This window comes from Aquimarina rhabdastrellae (assembly GCA_947387485.1).
In the GTDB taxonomy this organism is placed as follows: Bacteria; Bacteroidota; Bacteroidia; order Flavobacteriales; family Flavobacteriaceae; genus Aquimarina.
In genome coordinates, this window is sequence record CANDNT010000001.1 from 1,014,578 (window position 1) to 1,030,427 (window position 15,850).

A 15,850-nucleotide genomic window follows, 5' to 3' on the forward strand; every position below is an offset into this window, starting at 1 on the left:
CTTAACACTTAAAAATTCAGTTCTAACCCTATTTTAACATTACGTCCTCTAGTATTAAACCCAAAAATTTCTTGATAATCTTCATTAGTGATATTATTTACTCCTCCAAATAATACCAGATGTTTACCAACTTTATGATTGATATAAAAATCTAAAACACCAAAAGCATCTAATTCTACAGGCGTAGGTGCAAAAGTTACTGGATCCACATTAGAAAAATCAGTATCTGTTCTTTTGGTATTATATTGATAACTAAGCGACGTAAATGTCTTTTCTCCAAAAGCATATCCTAATGATGCATTAATCTTATGTTCTGGAATACGGATATTGTCTGTTAGTTTATCAATATTTGTATACGTATAATTTGCATTTACAGATAATTTATCTCCAAAAAATTTAGTGCCTACTTCTACCTCAATCCCATCAACTTCTACCTCATCATTTGCATTTATATTACTAAAAGTAGTTGAATCAAAAATAATCATATCATCGATTGCTCTATTAAAATATACTACACTAACTCTAGCTTTCTTTTGGTGAGATAATTCAATTCCTCCTTCTATTGTTGTGCTTGATTCAGGATCTAAATCAGGATTCCCTGAAGCAAAAGCGGTATCGTATAATTGAAATAATGACGGAGTAATATAAGCAGTACTATATGAAGCTAATCCTTTGATATAATTATTCCCGAAACTATATGTATACGATGGATTAAAATTATAAACTACTTGCTCTCCATAAGCACTGTGTATATTTAATCGTGCTCCTGCATTAATATTTAATCCAAAATCTGAAGTATACACCACGTTTAAATATGGATCTACTATATCAAAATCTGCATCATCTGAGTTAATCGTTTCTCTTAAAGAATCTTCGCCAAAAGGAATGTTTTGTAAACTAAAATCACTATTTGATCCATTTACCCCTATAACTGTATGTAATACATCATTAAAGTTATATGTATTATACAGATCAAATGTATGTATTTTACTATCATATACTGTAGGAAAATCAGAATCGATTTCTCTATCTAGTACGGCATAACTGTTTATAAAATTAATACTTCCTTTTTCATTAGCATAGGTATATTTCCAATTACTACCTATACGCAACTGTCTACTTTCGCTACGATTCTCTCCATCGATTAACCCTCCATTATCAAAATCGGCTCTATATTTATCTAGGTTTCCTAATACCTGTACTTTAAAACGATTAGAAAATGTATAACCTATTTTTGCCAATACATTATATTTTGAAAAAGGGTCACTTTTTGCTCCTTCAGCTTCTACAGCAGAAAGTCCGTCTGTATACTGGTTACCAAAACTTGCTTGATAATCAAACCGTCCTAATGTACCATGAATAGCAGCATAGTTAAAAAACTCTCTAGCATCATAATCTTGATCTTCTTGAGATTGATTTGTACCTATACTCGTAGAAAAATTTGCAGCTATAGCTGATTTCCCTGCATTCTTGGTTGTAATATTAATTACTGCTGCACTAGCTCCAGACCCATATAAGGTACTAGAAGCTCCTTTTAAAATTTCTATTTCTTTGATTTGGTTTACCGCCAATAATCGTAAATCAAAATCTCCTGCAGATGACGATGGGTCACTAACTGTAATTCCGTCAATACGAATGACTACTTGACGGTTACGACTTCCTCTTACATAATATCCTAAGTTCTGCCCAGCATTACTATCACTTCCGTTAATTTCGATACCTGCAACACGATTCAAGATCATCGCTGCCGACTGTCCTTGGCTACGTTCTAATTCTTGACTAGTGATTTTAGTAATCACTTTACCACTTTCTGTTCTTTTTAGTTTAATCTTAGCATCAGAGATAACCACCTCTTCTAATTCATTTACTTTTTCTTCTACTGTGCTTTCTTGTGCAAAAAGTACAGAAGACCCCAACAGCCAAATTGCTGCCCCATAAAAAATCTTTTTGTTCATCTTTAAGATTTATTGCATTAATAAATACCTCAGGAAAAAAGTATGCAGTCTCGCATACTCAAACTTTTATCCCGAAAGTTTGAAATATTGAACAATGGCAGGTCTCCTGGCTTGCGTCTTATCTATTCCCTTCCCGTTAAAAAAACAAACAGTGGGTTTGAGTTATAGATAACCATTCTTATAGAACTTAGCTTACAGTTGCGGGAACAGCTCAGGTTTCACACCTGATTCCCTTTTAATTTATCTTTACAGAATTGTAGCGATAAAACCATAATTCGGCGCAAAAGTAGTACTAAAAAAAGGATTTCCCCAAATTCAAATTGATATTCAGTCCTAATTCAGTTTAAATTTCTCTTTTCAGAATTTACTTTAATTGAACTAGTTCAATTTTTCTATGAATACTCCAATTTATTTTTGCTCAAATTTTTAGACTTATTATCATAATACATTTATACTTATATTTAATATATCCTAATAGCTATTAAATAGCTATAAAACTATTTTAATTAATGACGAAGAAATTATATTACATCATGGATGTTCATTGTGGATGGTGCTATGGAAATAGTGAAAACATTAGCACTCTAGAATTAACATTTCAAGACCGTATTGATATTGAAATATTAGTTGGAGGGATGTGGTTACCTCCTAATGCACCTATAGGTGGTTCTCAACTTTATGATTTTATCAAAACACATGCCCCTAGAATGGAAGCAACTACAGGAGCTCAAGTTACTCCTTTATTTTATTCGCTTACTCAGGATTCTTCATACACTTTTAGTAGTCTTGAACCTAGCTGCGCTATTACACTAATCAAAGAAATAAATCCATCAAAGGCTTTGTCATTTTCTAGTGCTCTTCAAAAAGCCATATTTAAAGACGGAAAACGACTTGACCAATTAGAAGCTTATATACCTATACTCAAACGTTTAAATTTAGATCTTGACTTTTTTAAAGCACATTGGCTTTCTAATACTAATATAACTAATACTACAACTGAGTTTAATCTTTCTAATAATTTGGTCTCTGGATTCCCTACACTTCTTATAGATATAGATGGTCAAAAAAAGGTTTTAGCTTCTGGTTATTTTAATCTTACTGAAATGACACAAACAATACAAATTTTAATATAACTTTTAAAAATTCGTAATTATGAAAAAAAATATTGATTTAGGTATTCTTATACTACGTTTAACTTTAGGTATATTAATGCTGTTTCACGGGATAGCTAAACTTTCTTCTGGAGTATCTTTCATAGAAAGTACACTAGAAGCTTCAGGTCTTCCTTCTTTTATAGCTTATGGTGTTTATTTTGGCGAAGTTATCGCTCCCGTTCTACTCATTATTGGATATAGAACTCGAATAGCAGCTCTTTTACTATCTTTTACCATGCTCTTTGCTATGTTAATGGTACACTCTGCAGAAATCTTCACACTTTCTCCACACGGTGGTTGGGCTGTTGAGCTATTAGGACTTTTCTTATTTGGTGGCATTGCTTTATTCTATACTGGAGGTGGTAAATATGCATTTTCAAAAACAAATACTTGGGATTAATCTCATTAAATAAGTTTTCTATACGATTAGAAAACTCTTAATCATATAATGATAACTAGTCTTATTAAGATTGGTTATCATTTCTCTTTTCTATAATATTCTTATTACTGATTTTTTCTCAGTGGATAAAGTATATCTACTTCTTCACTTTTTTTATATTTTTGGATCACCAATTCTAATCAAGAATATGATATATTATATCACGGGAGGAGAACGTTCTGGAAAAAGCAATTATGCTCAAAATTTGGCTTTACAACTTTCAGATACTCCTTTTTATCTCGCTACTTCTCGTATATGGGACGACAATCATAAAGAGCGTATTCAACGTCATATTAATGATAGAGATGATCGATGGACTACAATTGAAGAAGAAAAATTCTTAGATAAAAGTATTCCTAATGATGCTGTGATCGTTGTTGATTGTGTTACACTATGGTTAACTAATTTTTTTGTAGATACTCAAAATGATGTGCAAGAATCTTTGGCTCAAGCCAAAACTGTTTTTGATAAAATGCGTAAACTAAATACTACGCTTATTATCATTTCTAACGAAATCGGTATGGGAGGTCATGCTACAACAGAAATTGGTAGAAAATTCACTCAACTTCAAGGTTGGATGAATCAATATATAGCACAACATGCTGATAAAGCTGTATTAATGGTATCTGGAATTCCGGTACCTATTAAATAAAAATTATCTTTTTATGAATTTTACTATTGATACTATACATAGAGATACTCCTTTATACAAAGAGTTAACACATAAAATTGATACAAAAACCAAGCCCATAGGAGCATTAGGTACTTTAGAGGAAATTGCTTTACAAATAGGTTTAATTCAACAAACTACAACACCTAAAATCAATAAACCTTCTTTAGTTGTTTTTGCTGGAGATCATGGTATTGCTCAAAAAGGAGAAGTTAATCCTTATCCTCAAGAAGTGACTACACAAATGGTTTACAACTTTATACAAGGTGGTGCAGCAATTAATACTTTTTGTAATCTTAATGCTATCACACTTAATATTGTAGATGCTGGAGTAAATCATGATTTTGAATCCATTCCTCAATTAATTAATGCTAAAGTAGCCAAAGGAACTCATAATTATCAAGAACAAGCTGCCATGTCATTAGAGCAATGCAAGGTTGCTATTAACAAAGGTGCCGAAATATGTCTACAGCACTATACTCAAGGTTGTAATACTATTGGTTTTGGAGAGATGGGTATAGGAAATACATCTGCAGCTGCACTATTGATGGCAGCGTTTACTGGCACTTCTATAGAAGATTGTGTTGGTGCTGGTACAGGTTTAGTTCCTAAAGCTATACAGAAAAAACAACAAATACTTTCTGAAGTATATCATCAATACACTCTCGAAACTCCTCTTGAGAAACTTGCCACTTTTGGTGGTTTTGAGATCGCTATGATTACAGGGGCAATGCTAAAAGCAGCCGAATTAAGAATGACTATTCTTGTTGATGGTTTTATCGTCACAGCTGCTCTTCTAGCAGCTCATGCTATAAGTCCACAAATCTTAGACTACTGTGTTTTTGCACACTCTTCGGGTGAACAAGGACATCAAAAAATGCTTAATTTCTTAAATCGAAAGCCTTTATTAAATTTAGGATTACGTTTAGGTGAAGGAACTGGAGCTGCCTTAGCATTTCCTTTATTGCAAGCTTCGGTAAGTTTTTTAAACGAGATGGCTAGTTTTGAACAAGCTGGTGTTTCAGAAAAAGCATAATTTGTGAAAAAAGAACTCTATATATTCTTCACTGCTCTTAGTTTTTTTACTAGGATACCTGTTCCTAAATGGGCTGTTCATCATCCTGATTACCTTAAGTTAAGTACACGTTATTTTCCTTTAATAGGTATTTTGGTGGGTAGTATAGGCGCTGGAGTATATTATGGAGCTACATTCTTTCTCCCTAACGAAATTGCAATTTTACTAAGTATCATAAGTACTATTTATACAACAGGAGCTTTTCATGAAGATGGTTTTGCTGATGTTTGTGATGGGTTTGGTGGAGGTTGGGCCAAAGACAAAATTCTTCTCATTATGAAGGATTCAAGATTAGGCACTTATGGTACTATAGGTTTAATTGCTATTCTAGCGATCAAATACAGTGCTTTAACTCATCTTAATCCTCTTATTTTACCGTGGATTATCATTGCAGGTCATAGCAGTAGTCGCTTTATTGCTACGACTCTAATTTATACACATCCTTATGTAAGAGATACCAATGATGCAAAAGCCAAACCTACTGCAACTTCAATGTCATCACAATCATTATTTATCAGTATGTGCTTTGGTTTACTACCATTTTTAGTATTTGACAATTATTGGATATTTTTAACTTTAATTCCGATGTATCTCTCAAAAATGTTTTTGGCAGCAAAATTCAAAAAATGGATTGGTGGCCAAACAGGAGATTGTGCTGGTGCTGTACAACAATTAAGCGAAGTTGTTTTCTATTTAAGTTTACTTATACTATTATCATGGATATCTATCTAATTAGACATACTACTCCCGACATAGAAAAAGGAATTTGCTATGGACAATCTGATATAGGTGTTACGGCTGATTTTAAACATGAGATTGCTATCCTTAAATCACATTTACCATTATCTACTATTGACAAAGTATATAGTAGTCCGTTAAAACGATGTACACTTCTTGCTCAGGATTTAAAAACACCTGTCATTCAAGATAACAGATTAAAAGAACTTAATTTTGGTTCATGGGAATTACAAGCTTGGGATTCCATTCCTAAATCAGAATTAGATCCATGGATGAAAAATTTTGTAACATATCCAGTTCCTAATGGTGAATCCTATATCTCACTACATAAACGCGTTATGGAGTTCTTTAACGAACTTAAATCTAGCACTGCAAAAAACATTATTGTAGTATCACACGCTGGTCCTATCAGAGCTTTACTTGCAAGTTTACAACAGATCGACTTAAAAGATTCTTTTTCTATTCCTGTTGCTTATGGGCAAATCTCTAAAATCTCAATAGATCAACAACAATTAGATATTATATCACCTTTTACATCACAAAATAAGCACTAATGATTACGAAAAGATTTTATATAAAAACACTATATATAGCTTATTTAAGTATATTTTTCACATTTATTTCTTGCAAAAAACAAAGTTCTTCAGCTACTACAACTTCAGATAAAGTTAGTATTACTGAACAATTAGATTATGCAAAAGGGTTTAATATTCAGTATTATGATAACTATACGCAAATCACAGTCACTAATCCGTGGCCTAATGCACAACGTGCTTTTACATACATCTTATATCCTAAAGCAAAAGCTAAGCCTAAACTTAAGCTGCAAAAAGATGTTATTTACATTCCTACTCCTATCGAAAAAACCATTATAACGTCTACAACAGATATTCCTGTACTAGAATATTTAAAAATAGAGGATCGGTTAATCGGTTTTCCTAATACTGCTTATATCTCATCAGAAAAGGTACTGAATTTGGTTGCTAATGGACAAATAAAAGATATTGGAGATGATCGTAACTTAAATACCGAAATTGTTTTAGATCTAGCTCCAGAATTAATTATTGGTTTTTCGACTGCAGGTGAAACAAAATCTTTTGACATTATACAAAAGGCTGGAATTCCTGTTATCTATAATGGATCTTGGACAGAATTACATCCCTTAGGTCGTGTAGAATGGATTAAGTTTATCGCTGCTTTTTTTGATAAAAAAGAAGAAGCTTCTCAAATCTTTACTACGATAAAACAAGAATATCTTAAAGCTACGGCTCTTGCCAAAAATGCAAAAAGTCAACCAACTTTATTATCTGGTAATTTATTTAAAGACATCTGGTATGTTCCTGGGGGAAATAGTTATGCAGCTACATTTTATAAAGATGCAAATACACATTATCTCTGGGCAGATAACACTGATATAGGAAGTTTAGCGTTAAGCTTTGAAGAAGTATTAGACAAAGCTCAAAATGCACAATTCTGGATAGATTCTGGGTATTTTAAATCATTAAATGATATGCAACAAAGCAATACCAAATATGAGTTATTTGATGCATATCTAAATAAAAATGTATATTCCCCCATATTAAAAGTAGGTCCTTCTGGCGGATTGCTCTATTATGAATTAGGAGCTATGCGACCTGATTTAATCCTTAAGGATATTATCAAAATAGTTCATCCTGAAGTTTTACCAGAATATACCTCCTACTTTTTTAAACGATTAAAATAGTTTGGACAGCTTTAAGTCATATCGCATTACTTTTTTAGCTATAGGATTATTATTCCTATTTTGCTTTTTCGCTAATATTAGCCTAGGTTCTGTAAATATTCCGCTTAAAGCAATTTTTAATAGTCTTATCGATGCTCCTGTTTCAAAATTATCATGGAAACACATTGTAATTTCTTATCGTTTACCCAAAGCTTTAACAGCTATACTTGTAGGTAGTGGACTAGGCATTTCTGGTCTCTTAATGCAAACTCTTTTTAGAAATCCATTAGCTGGTCCTTTTGTCTTAGGAATTAGTTCTGGAGCCAGTCTTGGCGTCGCCTTACTTGTTCTTACTTCGGTTGCAACTAGTAGTTTTACTTTAGGCCTATTAGCATCAAAATGGGGATTAGTCATTGCTGCTAGTATTGGTAGTTTGGTTGTACTTTTTACCGTTACATTAGTGGCATCAAAAGTTAAAGACACTATGGCTATTTTGATCATTGGTCTTATGTTTGGTAGTATAAGTTCTGGTATGGTGAGCGTTTTATCTTATTTCGCTCCAGCAGAGCAATTACAACAATACATTTTTTGGGGATTTGGTAGTCTAGGAAATCTTTCATGGGAAGAACTCTCCATTTTTACCATCCCATTTATCTTAGGGATAGGCATTGCTATTTACTGTATAAAAGCGTTAAACACTTTTTTATTAGGTGAAAATTATGCTTCTAGTTTAGGTGTTGATATTAAACGTAGTCGTTTCCTTATTATCATTGCAACTAGCTTACTAGCCGGAAGCATCACTGCTTTTACTGGGCCTATTGCTTTTATAGGTTTAGCCGTTCCTCATATTACACGATTAATATTTCATACCTCAAATCATAAATTTTTATTGTTAGCTGTAGCTTTATTAGGAAGCATTCTTATGCTTATTTGTGATAGTATTGCACAATTACCTAATAGTGAGTATACTTTACCTATTAATGCTATTACATCGCTTATAGGTGCTCCTATTGTTATTTGGTTACTAATACGAAAAAGAAAGTTATTGTTTTGAATTCATCTATGACACATACTGTTCTAAGCTGTAAAAACCTTTCTATTGGATATACCCAAAAGAAATGGAAAACAGTAATTGCTTCTCATCTTGATATGCAATTACATGCAGGGGAATTCGTAGCACTTGTCGGTCGCAATGGAGTAGGGAAATCTACTTTATTACGAACTTTATCAAACGTACAACCCGCGCTAGATGGTCAAATTCTTTTGGAGGATACAGAATTGAAGACTTATACTCCTTCTCATCTAGCTACAAAACTAAGTCTGGTTTTAACTGATGCTATTCCATCAAAAAACTTAACAGTTCAAGAACTGATTGTATTAGGAAGACAGCCTTACACTAATTGGATTGGTACATTAATGCAAGAAGATCTTCAACAAATTAAAAATGCAATTGCACTTACGCAAATAGAAGATTTGGTCTATAAAAAATGTTATGAGTTAAGTGATGGACAATTACAAAAAGTACTTATTGCTCGCGCTATTGCTCAAGATACTCCTTTAATAATATTAGATGAACCTACGACACATCTAGATCTTTATCACAAAGCATATATATTTAACTTATTACGTCGTTTAGCACATCAAACTCAAAAAACAATCTTATGCTCTACACATGAAATTGATTTTGCAATACAACTTTGTGATCAAATGATCATTATGAATACAGGTACTATAGAAACTGGGACGCCTCAAGAGCATATTAAAAATCAAAGTTTTAATACACTTTTCCCAAAAGATCTTATTCAATTTGACAATATATCAGGTAGATTTAAAATCAAATCATGAATCTTTGATTACTTTTGATCTTATAAATAATTCAATTAATAAAACTCTCATTAAATGAAAAAGCTTAACGAAATAGAAATTGCACAACAATTGCAAACACTTGATGAATGGGAATACAATGACAATGCTATTCACACTACTATAGAGTTTAAAGATTTTAAAGATACTTTTTCTGTAATGACTCGTATAGCATTTGAAGCTGAACTTCAAGGGCATCATCCAGATTGGTCTAATGTTTATAATAAACTTCAAATAAGCTTACAGACACATGATGCAGGAGGAGTAACCGAAAAGGATTTTAAACTTGCAAGAACAATAGATCAAATAATTTTGGGAGAAGTCTAAAAAACTCACAAAAAGTATTTGTAAAAAAATGCATTCTATATTATGTTTGCATTAAGTAATTAAATATAAATTATGGGAAGAGCTTTTGAATTTAGAAAGGCGCGCAAAATGAAGCGTTGGGCTGCAATGGCCAAAACTTTTACACGTATTGGTAAAGATATCGTAATGGCGGTAAAAGAAGGAGGTCCTGATCCAGATTCCAACTCTAGATTAAGAGCGGTGATTCAAAATGCAAAAGCCGCAAACATGCCTAAAGATAATATCGAACGTGCTATCAAGCGTGCTTCAGATAAAGATCAAGGAGAATATAAAGAAGTACTTTTTGAAGGGTATGCGCCTCATGGTATTGCTATTTTAGTAGAAACAGCAACAGATAACAACAATAGAACTGTAGCTAATATCCGTTCTTATTTTAATAAGTGTAATGGAAACTTAGGAACTTCTGGTTCTGTTGAATTTATGTTTGACCACACTTGTAACTTTAGAATTAATGCTGAAGGTATCGACCCTGAAGAATTAGAATTAGAATTTATCGATTATGGTGCAGAAGAAATCTTTGAAGATGAAGATGGAATCTTAATCTATGCTCCTTTTGGTAGTTTTGGTACTATCCAAAAAGAATTAGAAAGTCGTAATATCGAAATTTTATCTTCTGGATTTGAACGTATCCCTCAAGTAACAAAAAAACTTAATGAAGAGCAAATGGCAGATGTAGAGAAACTTCTTGAAAAAATCGAAGAAGACGATGATGTACAAAACGTATATCACTCTATGGAAGCTACTGCTGAATAAATTATATAAATTTTTAAAGGGTTTATTTTAACAATAAACCCTTTCTATATTAAACATTCATCATCAACATATTACATTTCATCATCAATCATTTCTTATCTTAAATAATCACTATCCACATTATTTTACATTCGTAAATATCATATAATGGTACAGTAATTGAACTTGCCGTTTTATCAATATTAATTTCAATCAAATTTTATTATGAAGAAAATTACATTTTTCGCATTATTTATGGTTTTAGGCCTAGTTAGTATGAACGCTCAAGAAGACATCCGCTTTGGTGTTACAGCAGGATATGCTAATGCTACAGCTAAACTTAAAGCTGGAAACATTGATGAATCTGAGGGTTCTTCTGGATTCTTTTTAGGTGCTTTGGCTGAATTTAAATTAAATGAAAAGTTTAGTATCGAACCTAAACTTACATTTACACAAATCAGTGAAGATGGAAACAAAACAGATTTTCTACAACTTCCTGTAATGGCAAAATTCTACCCTGTAAGTGATTCTGGATTCAACCTACAAGCTGGTCCTCAAATCACATATACATTAGAAGACATATCAGATGATTTTACAAAGTTTAATATCGCTTTAGGAGCAGGTGTAGGTTACGAGTTCTTAGACAACTTCTTTGTTGATGCTAGATATCATCTACAATTAAATAATTACTATACAGGTTCTGGTAGTGATGATATTAAAAGTAGAGTAAACTTCCTTAATATCGGAATTGGTTATAAATTCTAATATTTTTTTCAAAACATAACACAAAACGGTGAATTTTGTACAAAAATTCACCGTTTTCATTTTGCATATATTATCCATTTTTAGTATTTATTTAACATCTTTCACGGTAGGGTTAACTTTTATCTTCTCGTTTTATAATAAACTAGATATCAAAATCATAACTATATAGTTCATGATTATCATATAATTTATTGAGTACGCCCTCTCATTTTTTTACATTATGATGCAATGTAAAATCTAGATTATTTTATTCCTTAAAAGGTTTCTAATTCCTTTTTGGTATGGCAATATTCATCATCACTACTATGTCATTATCAATTTCCTATCAAATTAGAAACCTTTTTGTTAGTTCTTTACACCTCTAACGACCTAAATATTAAGGATTACAAAATTCATCAATATGCGATTTATCTTCTTATTTTTTCTGTTATTTTGTACTACTCTAGTTGAGGCTCAACAAATGAATAATCAACGTTTATATGAGTTAATTAAAAAAAATGCTGATACTATTGATGGTCTAGAAGGTCGATGGCAATTTATCTATAAAAAAATGCCTATGCTTTGTGTCACTGATCAAAAGAACAATCGCATGCGTATCATTACTCCTATTACAACTTCAGATAAGCTTGATAAGGACTTGTTATTAGATACTTTAACCGCTAACTTCCATTCAGCATTAGATGTTAAATATGCTATATCAGATAGTATTTTATGGTCTATATATGTTCATCCTCTTAAAGAATTAACACCTCAAGAAGTTGAAAGCGCCATAGTACAAGTGTACTCAGCTGCGGCAACTTTTGGTACTACTTTTTCAAGTACAAAGTTACTTTTTGGAGGAAATCGTTTGGAAGAAGAAAATACGACTCCTTCGTTCAAAGAAGACAATCAAATTCAGAAATTCTAATTAATCATTTTCTTCAGGAATAAAACTATATTCAGGTATTTTCCCTACTGCACCTCTGAAAAAATCATGTATTTTTTCAAAATCTTTTTGCATATCATCTGTAGGATATAAAGGTTCTCCCACTTTTGCTATTTTTTTGTCAAAGTCAAAACGCAATAAAACAATAGGTACATTAGCTTCTTTTGCAATATAATAGAACCCTGTTTTAAGTTCTTTTACTCTTTTACGAGTACCTTCTGGAGCCAATGCCAATCGCATTTCGTCACGCTTTTTAAATTCATTAGCAATAGCTTCAACTTTATTTTGACCGCCAGTTCTATCTAACGCAATTCCACCTACTTTTCTAAAATACCATCCAAAAGGACTGTCAAACAGTTCCTTTTTACCTAAAAAATTTATCTGAAGTCTTATTATTTTCCTAATCAGCAATCCCATATAAAAGTCATGCCAACTGGTATGTGGTACTACTGCTATAACAAACTTTTTAAGTTCTGTAGAAAATTCTCCTTCTAACTTCCAACCTAATACCTTATAAAAAATAAATACAGATAAACTTCTCATCATACTTCTACAGTTTTTTTATGTTAAGGATTTTTAATGCTCCTTATATATTCTTAATCAATTATAGAAAAAAAATCTTAATTCTCTATAATACGTTTTGCTTTCTCTAAATCTTCTGGAGTATCAATTCCTACTCCTTCGTGAGGTGTTTCTACCATTTTAATATGCTTTCCATATTCTAAATAACGAATACACTCTATTTTTTCTGAAGCTTCTAGAGAACGCATAGGTAGCTCATAAAAATCTAATATAGCTTGTTTTCTAAAAGCATATATCCCTTTGTGTTTATAATAGGTATGTGTAATCTCTTTATCTCTAGGATAAGGTATTGGCGATCTTGAAAAATATAACGCGTAATTATCTTTGTCTACAATCACTTTAACATGATTAGGGTTAGTAACATCTTCCCATTCTGACAAAGGTGTCATTAAACTTGCTAAATCAATTTTTGCAGCATCTTTTTCTTTAAAAACAGCTAATACTTTGGTCAGACTTTCTTTGTCTATAAAAGGTTCGTCTCCTTGTACATTTACTACTATGTCAACATCCATATCAGCAACTGCTTCTGCAATACGATCACTACCACATTCATGCTCTTTTTTACTCATGATTGCTTGTCCTCCATTTGAAGTAATTTCGTTAAAAATAACTTCACTATCAGTCACTACATAAACAGCATCAAACAACTCTGTCTCTGCTGCAGCTTCATAAGTTCTTAATATCACTGTTTTCCCTCCTAAATATTGCATTAGCTTTCCAGGAAATCTAGACGCTGCATAGCGAGCAGGAATCATTGCTATAGTTTTCAATGTATCTTTTTTCAAGTGTTTTTTAATTTTTTAGCAAGTTCAAAAATAACTTTTTTTGATAACAATCAAATTTTCTTCTTAAATAGTTTTTTATACAGTTTTCTTATTCCCAAAAACAGTGCTATCACTATAATAATAGCTAAAATAGGTGCTACAATTGCCAAAATAGAAACCACTGTTGCTGTACCTGTTTCTACTGTAGAAACAATAGGGTTTGCTATACCTCCTGTCGTTGCCGAAGAGGTTAAGCGAGATGCCCCCATAGTACTTTTTATAGTAGCAGCAGTTCCTCCTCCTGCTATAATAGCCAAAGCCCAAGTCATAACTGGATCCATATCTGCCATGATTGACACCATTACAGCAGTACCTGCTATACCTGCTAGCGGTATTGCTATACTGTCTAATAAATTATCAAACCACGGAATGTAATATGCAGCAATTTCGGCGATTGTCGCTATCGTAAGTACAATAATTGTTGTTCCATTACTTACCCATTCCCAATCTGCATTAAGGGGTATGATTCCTAAATACCCTGCTATACTAGCTATTAATAAAGGCAAAAAAACTCTAAATCCTACTGAAGCTGCTAATCCAATCCCTATACAGACACTCCATACTATTTCTTGCATACGTTTTTAGTTTTCGATGAAAAATTCGTCTTTAAAACCAATAAGATACAATTTATTTTTTGCTCGAGTCACCGCCGTATATAGCCATCTTAAATAATCTTTTGTGATACCATCTGGTAAATATGGTTGTTCTATAAAAATAGTATCCCACTGTCCCCCTTGAGATTTATGGCAGGTAATTGCATAAGAAAACTTAACTTGTAATGCATTAAAATACTTATTGTTTTTAACCCCCAGAAACTTTTTATATTTAGAAGATTCTTCTTCATAATCTTTTAAGACTTCTTGATATAATTTATTAGAGTCTTCATAAGATAACGAAGGGGATTCTGCATCAATTGTATCTAATAATAATACTGTTTCAAATGGTTTTTGATTAGGGTAATCAACCATCATAATCTTTACTTCGGCAAACCTAAATCCGTAAAGTTCTTTAATCGCATAAATTTCAAGTACTTTGATAATATCTCCATTAGCTATAAAACCCGCCTCACTTTTATTATCTAACCAAAAATAATTATTCTTTACAACCATCAAAAAATCACCTGCCGATAATTGATCTTCTTGAAACAAAATTCGCGATCTAATCTGCTTATTATAAGCATTTGCTCTTTTATTAGATCTCACGATAATTGCTGTTTCTTCATGCCCTAATGTAGTATAGGCATCATTAATTGCATCCATAATTTCGTGTCCATCGACTAAACGAATTATATCTGTAAATCCTTTTAAATTAAATTGAAAAGATTCATAAAAGCCTTCGTTAAGGAGTTCTCTTAATGCTGTTGCATTCATTAAAATCCCACTTCCTTCTGCTTGTCTTACAACCTCATTTAATTCTATTTGAGTAACTTCTTTATTAAATCCTAAGGATAACGTATCTGCTTCTAGAGCTGGACTTACTTCAAGTTTTACTGGTGGTAACTGTGCTGTATCACCTATAAACAATATTTTACATTTTTGTCCAGAATAGGCATACATCATCAAATCATCTAATAAAGAGCCATTATCAAAAAGTTTGCTTTCGCTAGGAGCATCAGAAATCATAGAAGCTTCATCTATAATAAAAATAGTATTCTTACTTTTATTAGGCTTTAGCTGAAAAGCGACTCCTCCACTTCCATTTTTTTTAGGATAATAAATATTGCGATGAATGGTTTGTGCTTGTCTACCAGAATAATTACTAATAACTTTTGCAGCCCTACCAGTAGGCGCTAATAATACACCACTCTTTTTGGCTTTCCACAAATTTTTAACCAGCGTACCTATAAGGGTTGTTTTTCCCGTACCTGCATATCCTTTTAATAAAAAAAGGCTGTCTTTTGTATCAGAAATAACGAATTCTGCTAGCTTTTGTAATACAATGTCTTGTTTTAGAGTGGGAGTATGCGGAAAATCATCTTTCAACAATTTATAGAATTCCGTTTCCTTCATTGATTTAGTGTAGTTATTAATAAAAGTGCAAAGATACTAATGATTTTTTCC

Annotated in this window: 18 protein-coding genes and 1 riboswitch; of the genes, 13 read left to right on the forward strand and 5 right to left on the reverse strand. The window is 32.1% G+C overall.

All coding sequences use genetic code 11. The features are described from left to right. Positions 1–8: 8 nt before the first annotated feature. Positions 9–1,955, reverse strand: coding sequence for a TonB-dependent receptor plug domain-containing protein (locus ACYEKI_RS04065; RefSeq protein ID WP_459209886.1), 1,947 nt, complete (start codon positions 1,953–1,955; stop codon positions 9–11). Positions 1,956–2,034: 79 nt separating this feature from the next. After that, positions 2,035–2,243: riboswitch (cobalamin riboswitch) on the reverse strand. A gap of 221 nt (positions 2,244–2,464) precedes the next feature. Between ACYEKI_RS04065 and ACYEKI_RS04070 the strand changes: the two genes are divergently transcribed. The 13 genes from ACYEKI_RS04070 (at position 2,465) to ACYEKI_RS04130 (ending at position 12,366) form a co-directional block, all read left to right on the forward strand. Continuing rightward, a complete protein-coding gene (locus ACYEKI_RS04070; protein ID WP_459209887.1) occupies positions 2,465–3,088 on the forward strand; it encodes a DsbA family protein in 624 nt (207 codons plus the stop codon). A gap of 19 nt (positions 3,089–3,107) precedes the next feature. After that, positions 3,108–3,509: a DoxX family protein gene (locus tag ACYEKI_RS04075; RefSeq protein WP_459209888.1), complete on the forward strand. Its 402-nt coding sequence runs from the start codon at positions 3,108–3,110 to the stop codon at positions 3,507–3,509. Between the two features lie 187 nt (positions 3,510–3,696). Then, positions 3,697–4,200, forward strand: a complete 504-nt coding sequence (locus tag ACYEKI_RS04080) for a bifunctional adenosylcobinamide kinase/adenosylcobinamide-phosphate guanylyltransferase (protein WP_459209889.1) — start codon at positions 3,697–3,699, stop codon at positions 4,198–4,200. A gap of 13 nt (positions 4,201–4,213) precedes the next feature. Further along, a complete protein-coding gene (cobT, locus tag ACYEKI_RS04085) occupies positions 4,214–5,254 on the forward strand; it encodes a nicotinate-nucleotide--dimethylbenzimidazole phosphoribosyltransferase (protein WP_459209890.1) in 1,041 nt (346 codons plus the stop codon). Positions 5,255–5,257: 3 nt separating this feature from the next. Beyond that, positions 5,258–6,025, forward strand: a complete 768-nt coding sequence (locus ACYEKI_RS04090) for an adenosylcobinamide-GDP ribazoletransferase (protein WP_459209891.1) — start codon at positions 5,258–5,260, stop codon at positions 6,023–6,025. Further along, positions 6,010–6,585 (forward strand): alpha-ribazole phosphatase, encoded by a 576-nt coding sequence (gene cobC, locus ACYEKI_RS04095; RefSeq protein WP_459209892.1) that lies wholly within the window; start codon positions 6,010–6,012, stop codon positions 6,583–6,585. Before ACYEKI_RS04090 ends, cobC begins: the two co-directional genes overlap by 16 nt. Continuing rightward, the gene (locus tag ACYEKI_RS04100; protein WP_459209893.1) at positions 6,585–7,754 is read left to right on the forward strand and encodes an ABC transporter substrate-binding protein; all 1,170 of its coding nucleotides are present in this window, start codon (positions 6,585–6,587) and stop codon (positions 7,752–7,754) included. Before cobC ends, ACYEKI_RS04100 begins: the two co-directional genes overlap by 1 nt. Before the next feature lies 1 nt (position 7,755). Further along, positions 7,756–8,787, forward strand: coding sequence for a FecCD family ABC transporter permease (locus ACYEKI_RS04105; RefSeq protein WP_459209894.1), 1,032 nt, complete (start codon positions 7,756–7,758; stop codon positions 8,785–8,787). Beyond that, entirely contained in the window at positions 8,784–9,578 is a 795-nt protein-coding gene (locus ACYEKI_RS04110; protein WP_459209895.1) for an ABC transporter ATP-binding protein, read from the forward strand. The genes ACYEKI_RS04105 and ACYEKI_RS04110 overlap by 4 nt, the downstream gene beginning before the upstream one ends. A gap of 54 nt (positions 9,579–9,632) precedes the next feature. Continuing rightward, positions 9,633–9,923, forward strand: coding sequence for a 4a-hydroxytetrahydrobiopterin dehydratase (locus ACYEKI_RS04115; RefSeq protein ID WP_459209896.1), 291 nt, complete (start codon positions 9,633–9,635; stop codon positions 9,921–9,923). 72 nt (positions 9,924–9,995) lie between these two features. After that, a complete protein-coding gene (locus tag ACYEKI_RS04120; RefSeq protein WP_459209897.1) occupies positions 9,996–10,715 on the forward strand; it encodes a YebC/PmpR family DNA-binding transcriptional regulator in 720 nt (239 codons plus the stop codon). Positions 10,716–10,919: 204 nt separating this feature from the next. Next, the gene (locus tag ACYEKI_RS04125) at positions 10,920–11,459 is read left to right on the forward strand and encodes a porin family protein (RefSeq protein WP_459209898.1); all 540 of its coding nucleotides are present in this window, start codon (positions 10,920–10,922) and stop codon (positions 11,457–11,459) included. A 400-nt stretch (positions 11,460–11,859) separates the two neighbouring features. Next, on the forward strand, positions 11,860–12,366 hold the full coding sequence (locus ACYEKI_RS04130) for a hypothetical protein (protein ID WP_459209899.1): 507 nt from the start codon (positions 11,860–11,862) through the stop codon (positions 12,364–12,366). Here the strand turns inward: ACYEKI_RS04130 and ACYEKI_RS04135 are convergent, their stop codons facing one another. From ACYEKI_RS04135 to ACYEKI_RS04150, 4 genes are all read right to left on the reverse strand, one after another. Continuing rightward, positions 12,367–12,930, reverse strand: coding sequence for a 1-acyl-sn-glycerol-3-phosphate acyltransferase (locus tag ACYEKI_RS04135; RefSeq protein WP_459209900.1), 564 nt, complete (start codon positions 12,928–12,930; stop codon positions 12,367–12,369). Positions 12,931–13,004: 74 nt separating this feature from the next. Continuing rightward, the gene (gene kdsB / locus ACYEKI_RS04140; protein WP_459209987.1) at positions 13,005–13,721 is read right to left on the reverse strand and encodes a 3-deoxy-manno-octulosonate cytidylyltransferase; all 717 of its coding nucleotides are present in this window, start codon (positions 13,719–13,721) and stop codon (positions 13,005–13,007) included. Positions 13,722–13,801: 80 nt separating this feature from the next. After that, entirely contained in the window at positions 13,802–14,365 is a 564-nt protein-coding gene (locus ACYEKI_RS04145) for a DUF4126 domain-containing protein (RefSeq protein ID WP_459209901.1), read from the reverse strand. A gap of 6 nt (positions 14,366–14,371) precedes the next feature. Continuing rightward, positions 14,372–15,799 carry an ATP-dependent DNA helicase gene (locus ACYEKI_RS04150; RefSeq protein WP_459209902.1) on the reverse strand — a complete coding sequence of 476 codons (1,428 nt, stop codon included), beginning with the start codon at positions 15,797–15,799 and terminating at the stop codon, positions 14,372–14,374. Positions 15,800–15,850: the final 51 nt, after the last annotated feature.

What these genes read in the sequence shown, in the direction of transcription:
- ACYEKI_RS04080 (WP_459209889.1), top strand. Translation starts at nt 3,697, where the DNA reads ATGATATATTATATCACGGGAGGAGAACGTTCTGGAAAAAGCAATTAT.
- ACYEKI_RS04120 (WP_459209897.1), top strand. Translation starts at nt 9,996, where the DNA reads ATGGGAAGAGCTTTTGAATTTAGAAAGGCGCGCAAAATGAAGCGTTGG.
- kdsB (WP_459209987.1), bottom strand. Translation starts at nt 13,721, where the DNA reads ATGATTCCTGCTCGCTATGCAGCGTCTAGATTTCCTGGAAAGCTAATG.
- ACYEKI_RS04130 (WP_459209899.1), top strand. Translation starts at nt 11,860, where the DNA reads ATGCGATTTATCTTCTTATTTTTTCTGTTATTTTGTACTACTCTAGTT.
- ACYEKI_RS04145 (WP_459209901.1), bottom strand. Translation starts at nt 14,365, where the DNA reads ATGCAAGAAATAGTATGGAGTGTCTGTATAGGGATTGGATTAGCAGCT.
- ACYEKI_RS04115 (WP_459209896.1), top strand. Translation starts at nt 9,633, where the DNA reads ATGAAAAAGCTTAACGAAATAGAAATTGCACAACAATTGCAAACACTT.
- ACYEKI_RS04100 (WP_459209893.1), top strand. Translation starts at nt 6,585, where the DNA reads ATGATTACGAAAAGATTTTATATAAAAACACTATATATAGCTTATTTA.
- ACYEKI_RS04070 (WP_459209887.1), top strand. Translation starts at nt 2,465, where the DNA reads ATGACGAAGAAATTATATTACATCATGGATGTTCATTGTGGATGGTGC.
- cobC (WP_459209892.1), top strand. Translation starts at nt 6,010, where the DNA reads ATGGATATCTATCTAATTAGACATACTACTCCCGACATAGAAAAAGGA.
- ACYEKI_RS04125 (WP_459209898.1), top strand. Translation starts at nt 10,920, where the DNA reads ATGAAGAAAATTACATTTTTCGCATTATTTATGGTTTTAGGCCTAGTT.
- ACYEKI_RS04065 (WP_459209886.1), bottom strand. Translation starts at nt 1,955, where the DNA reads ATGAACAAAAAGATTTTTTATGGGGCAGCAATTTGGCTGTTGGGGTCT.
- ACYEKI_RS04135 (WP_459209900.1), bottom strand. Translation starts at nt 12,930, where the DNA reads ATGATGAGAAGTTTATCTGTATTTATTTTTTATAAGGTATTAGGTTGG.
- cobT (WP_459209890.1), top strand. Translation starts at nt 4,214, where the DNA reads ATGAATTTTACTATTGATACTATACATAGAGATACTCCTTTATACAAA.
- ACYEKI_RS04075 (WP_459209888.1), top strand. Translation starts at nt 3,108, where the DNA reads ATGAAAAAAAATATTGATTTAGGTATTCTTATACTACGTTTAACTTTA.
- ACYEKI_RS04150 (WP_459209902.1), bottom strand. Translation starts at nt 15,799, where the DNA reads ATGAAGGAAACGGAATTCTATAAATTGTTGAAAGATGATTTTCCGCAT.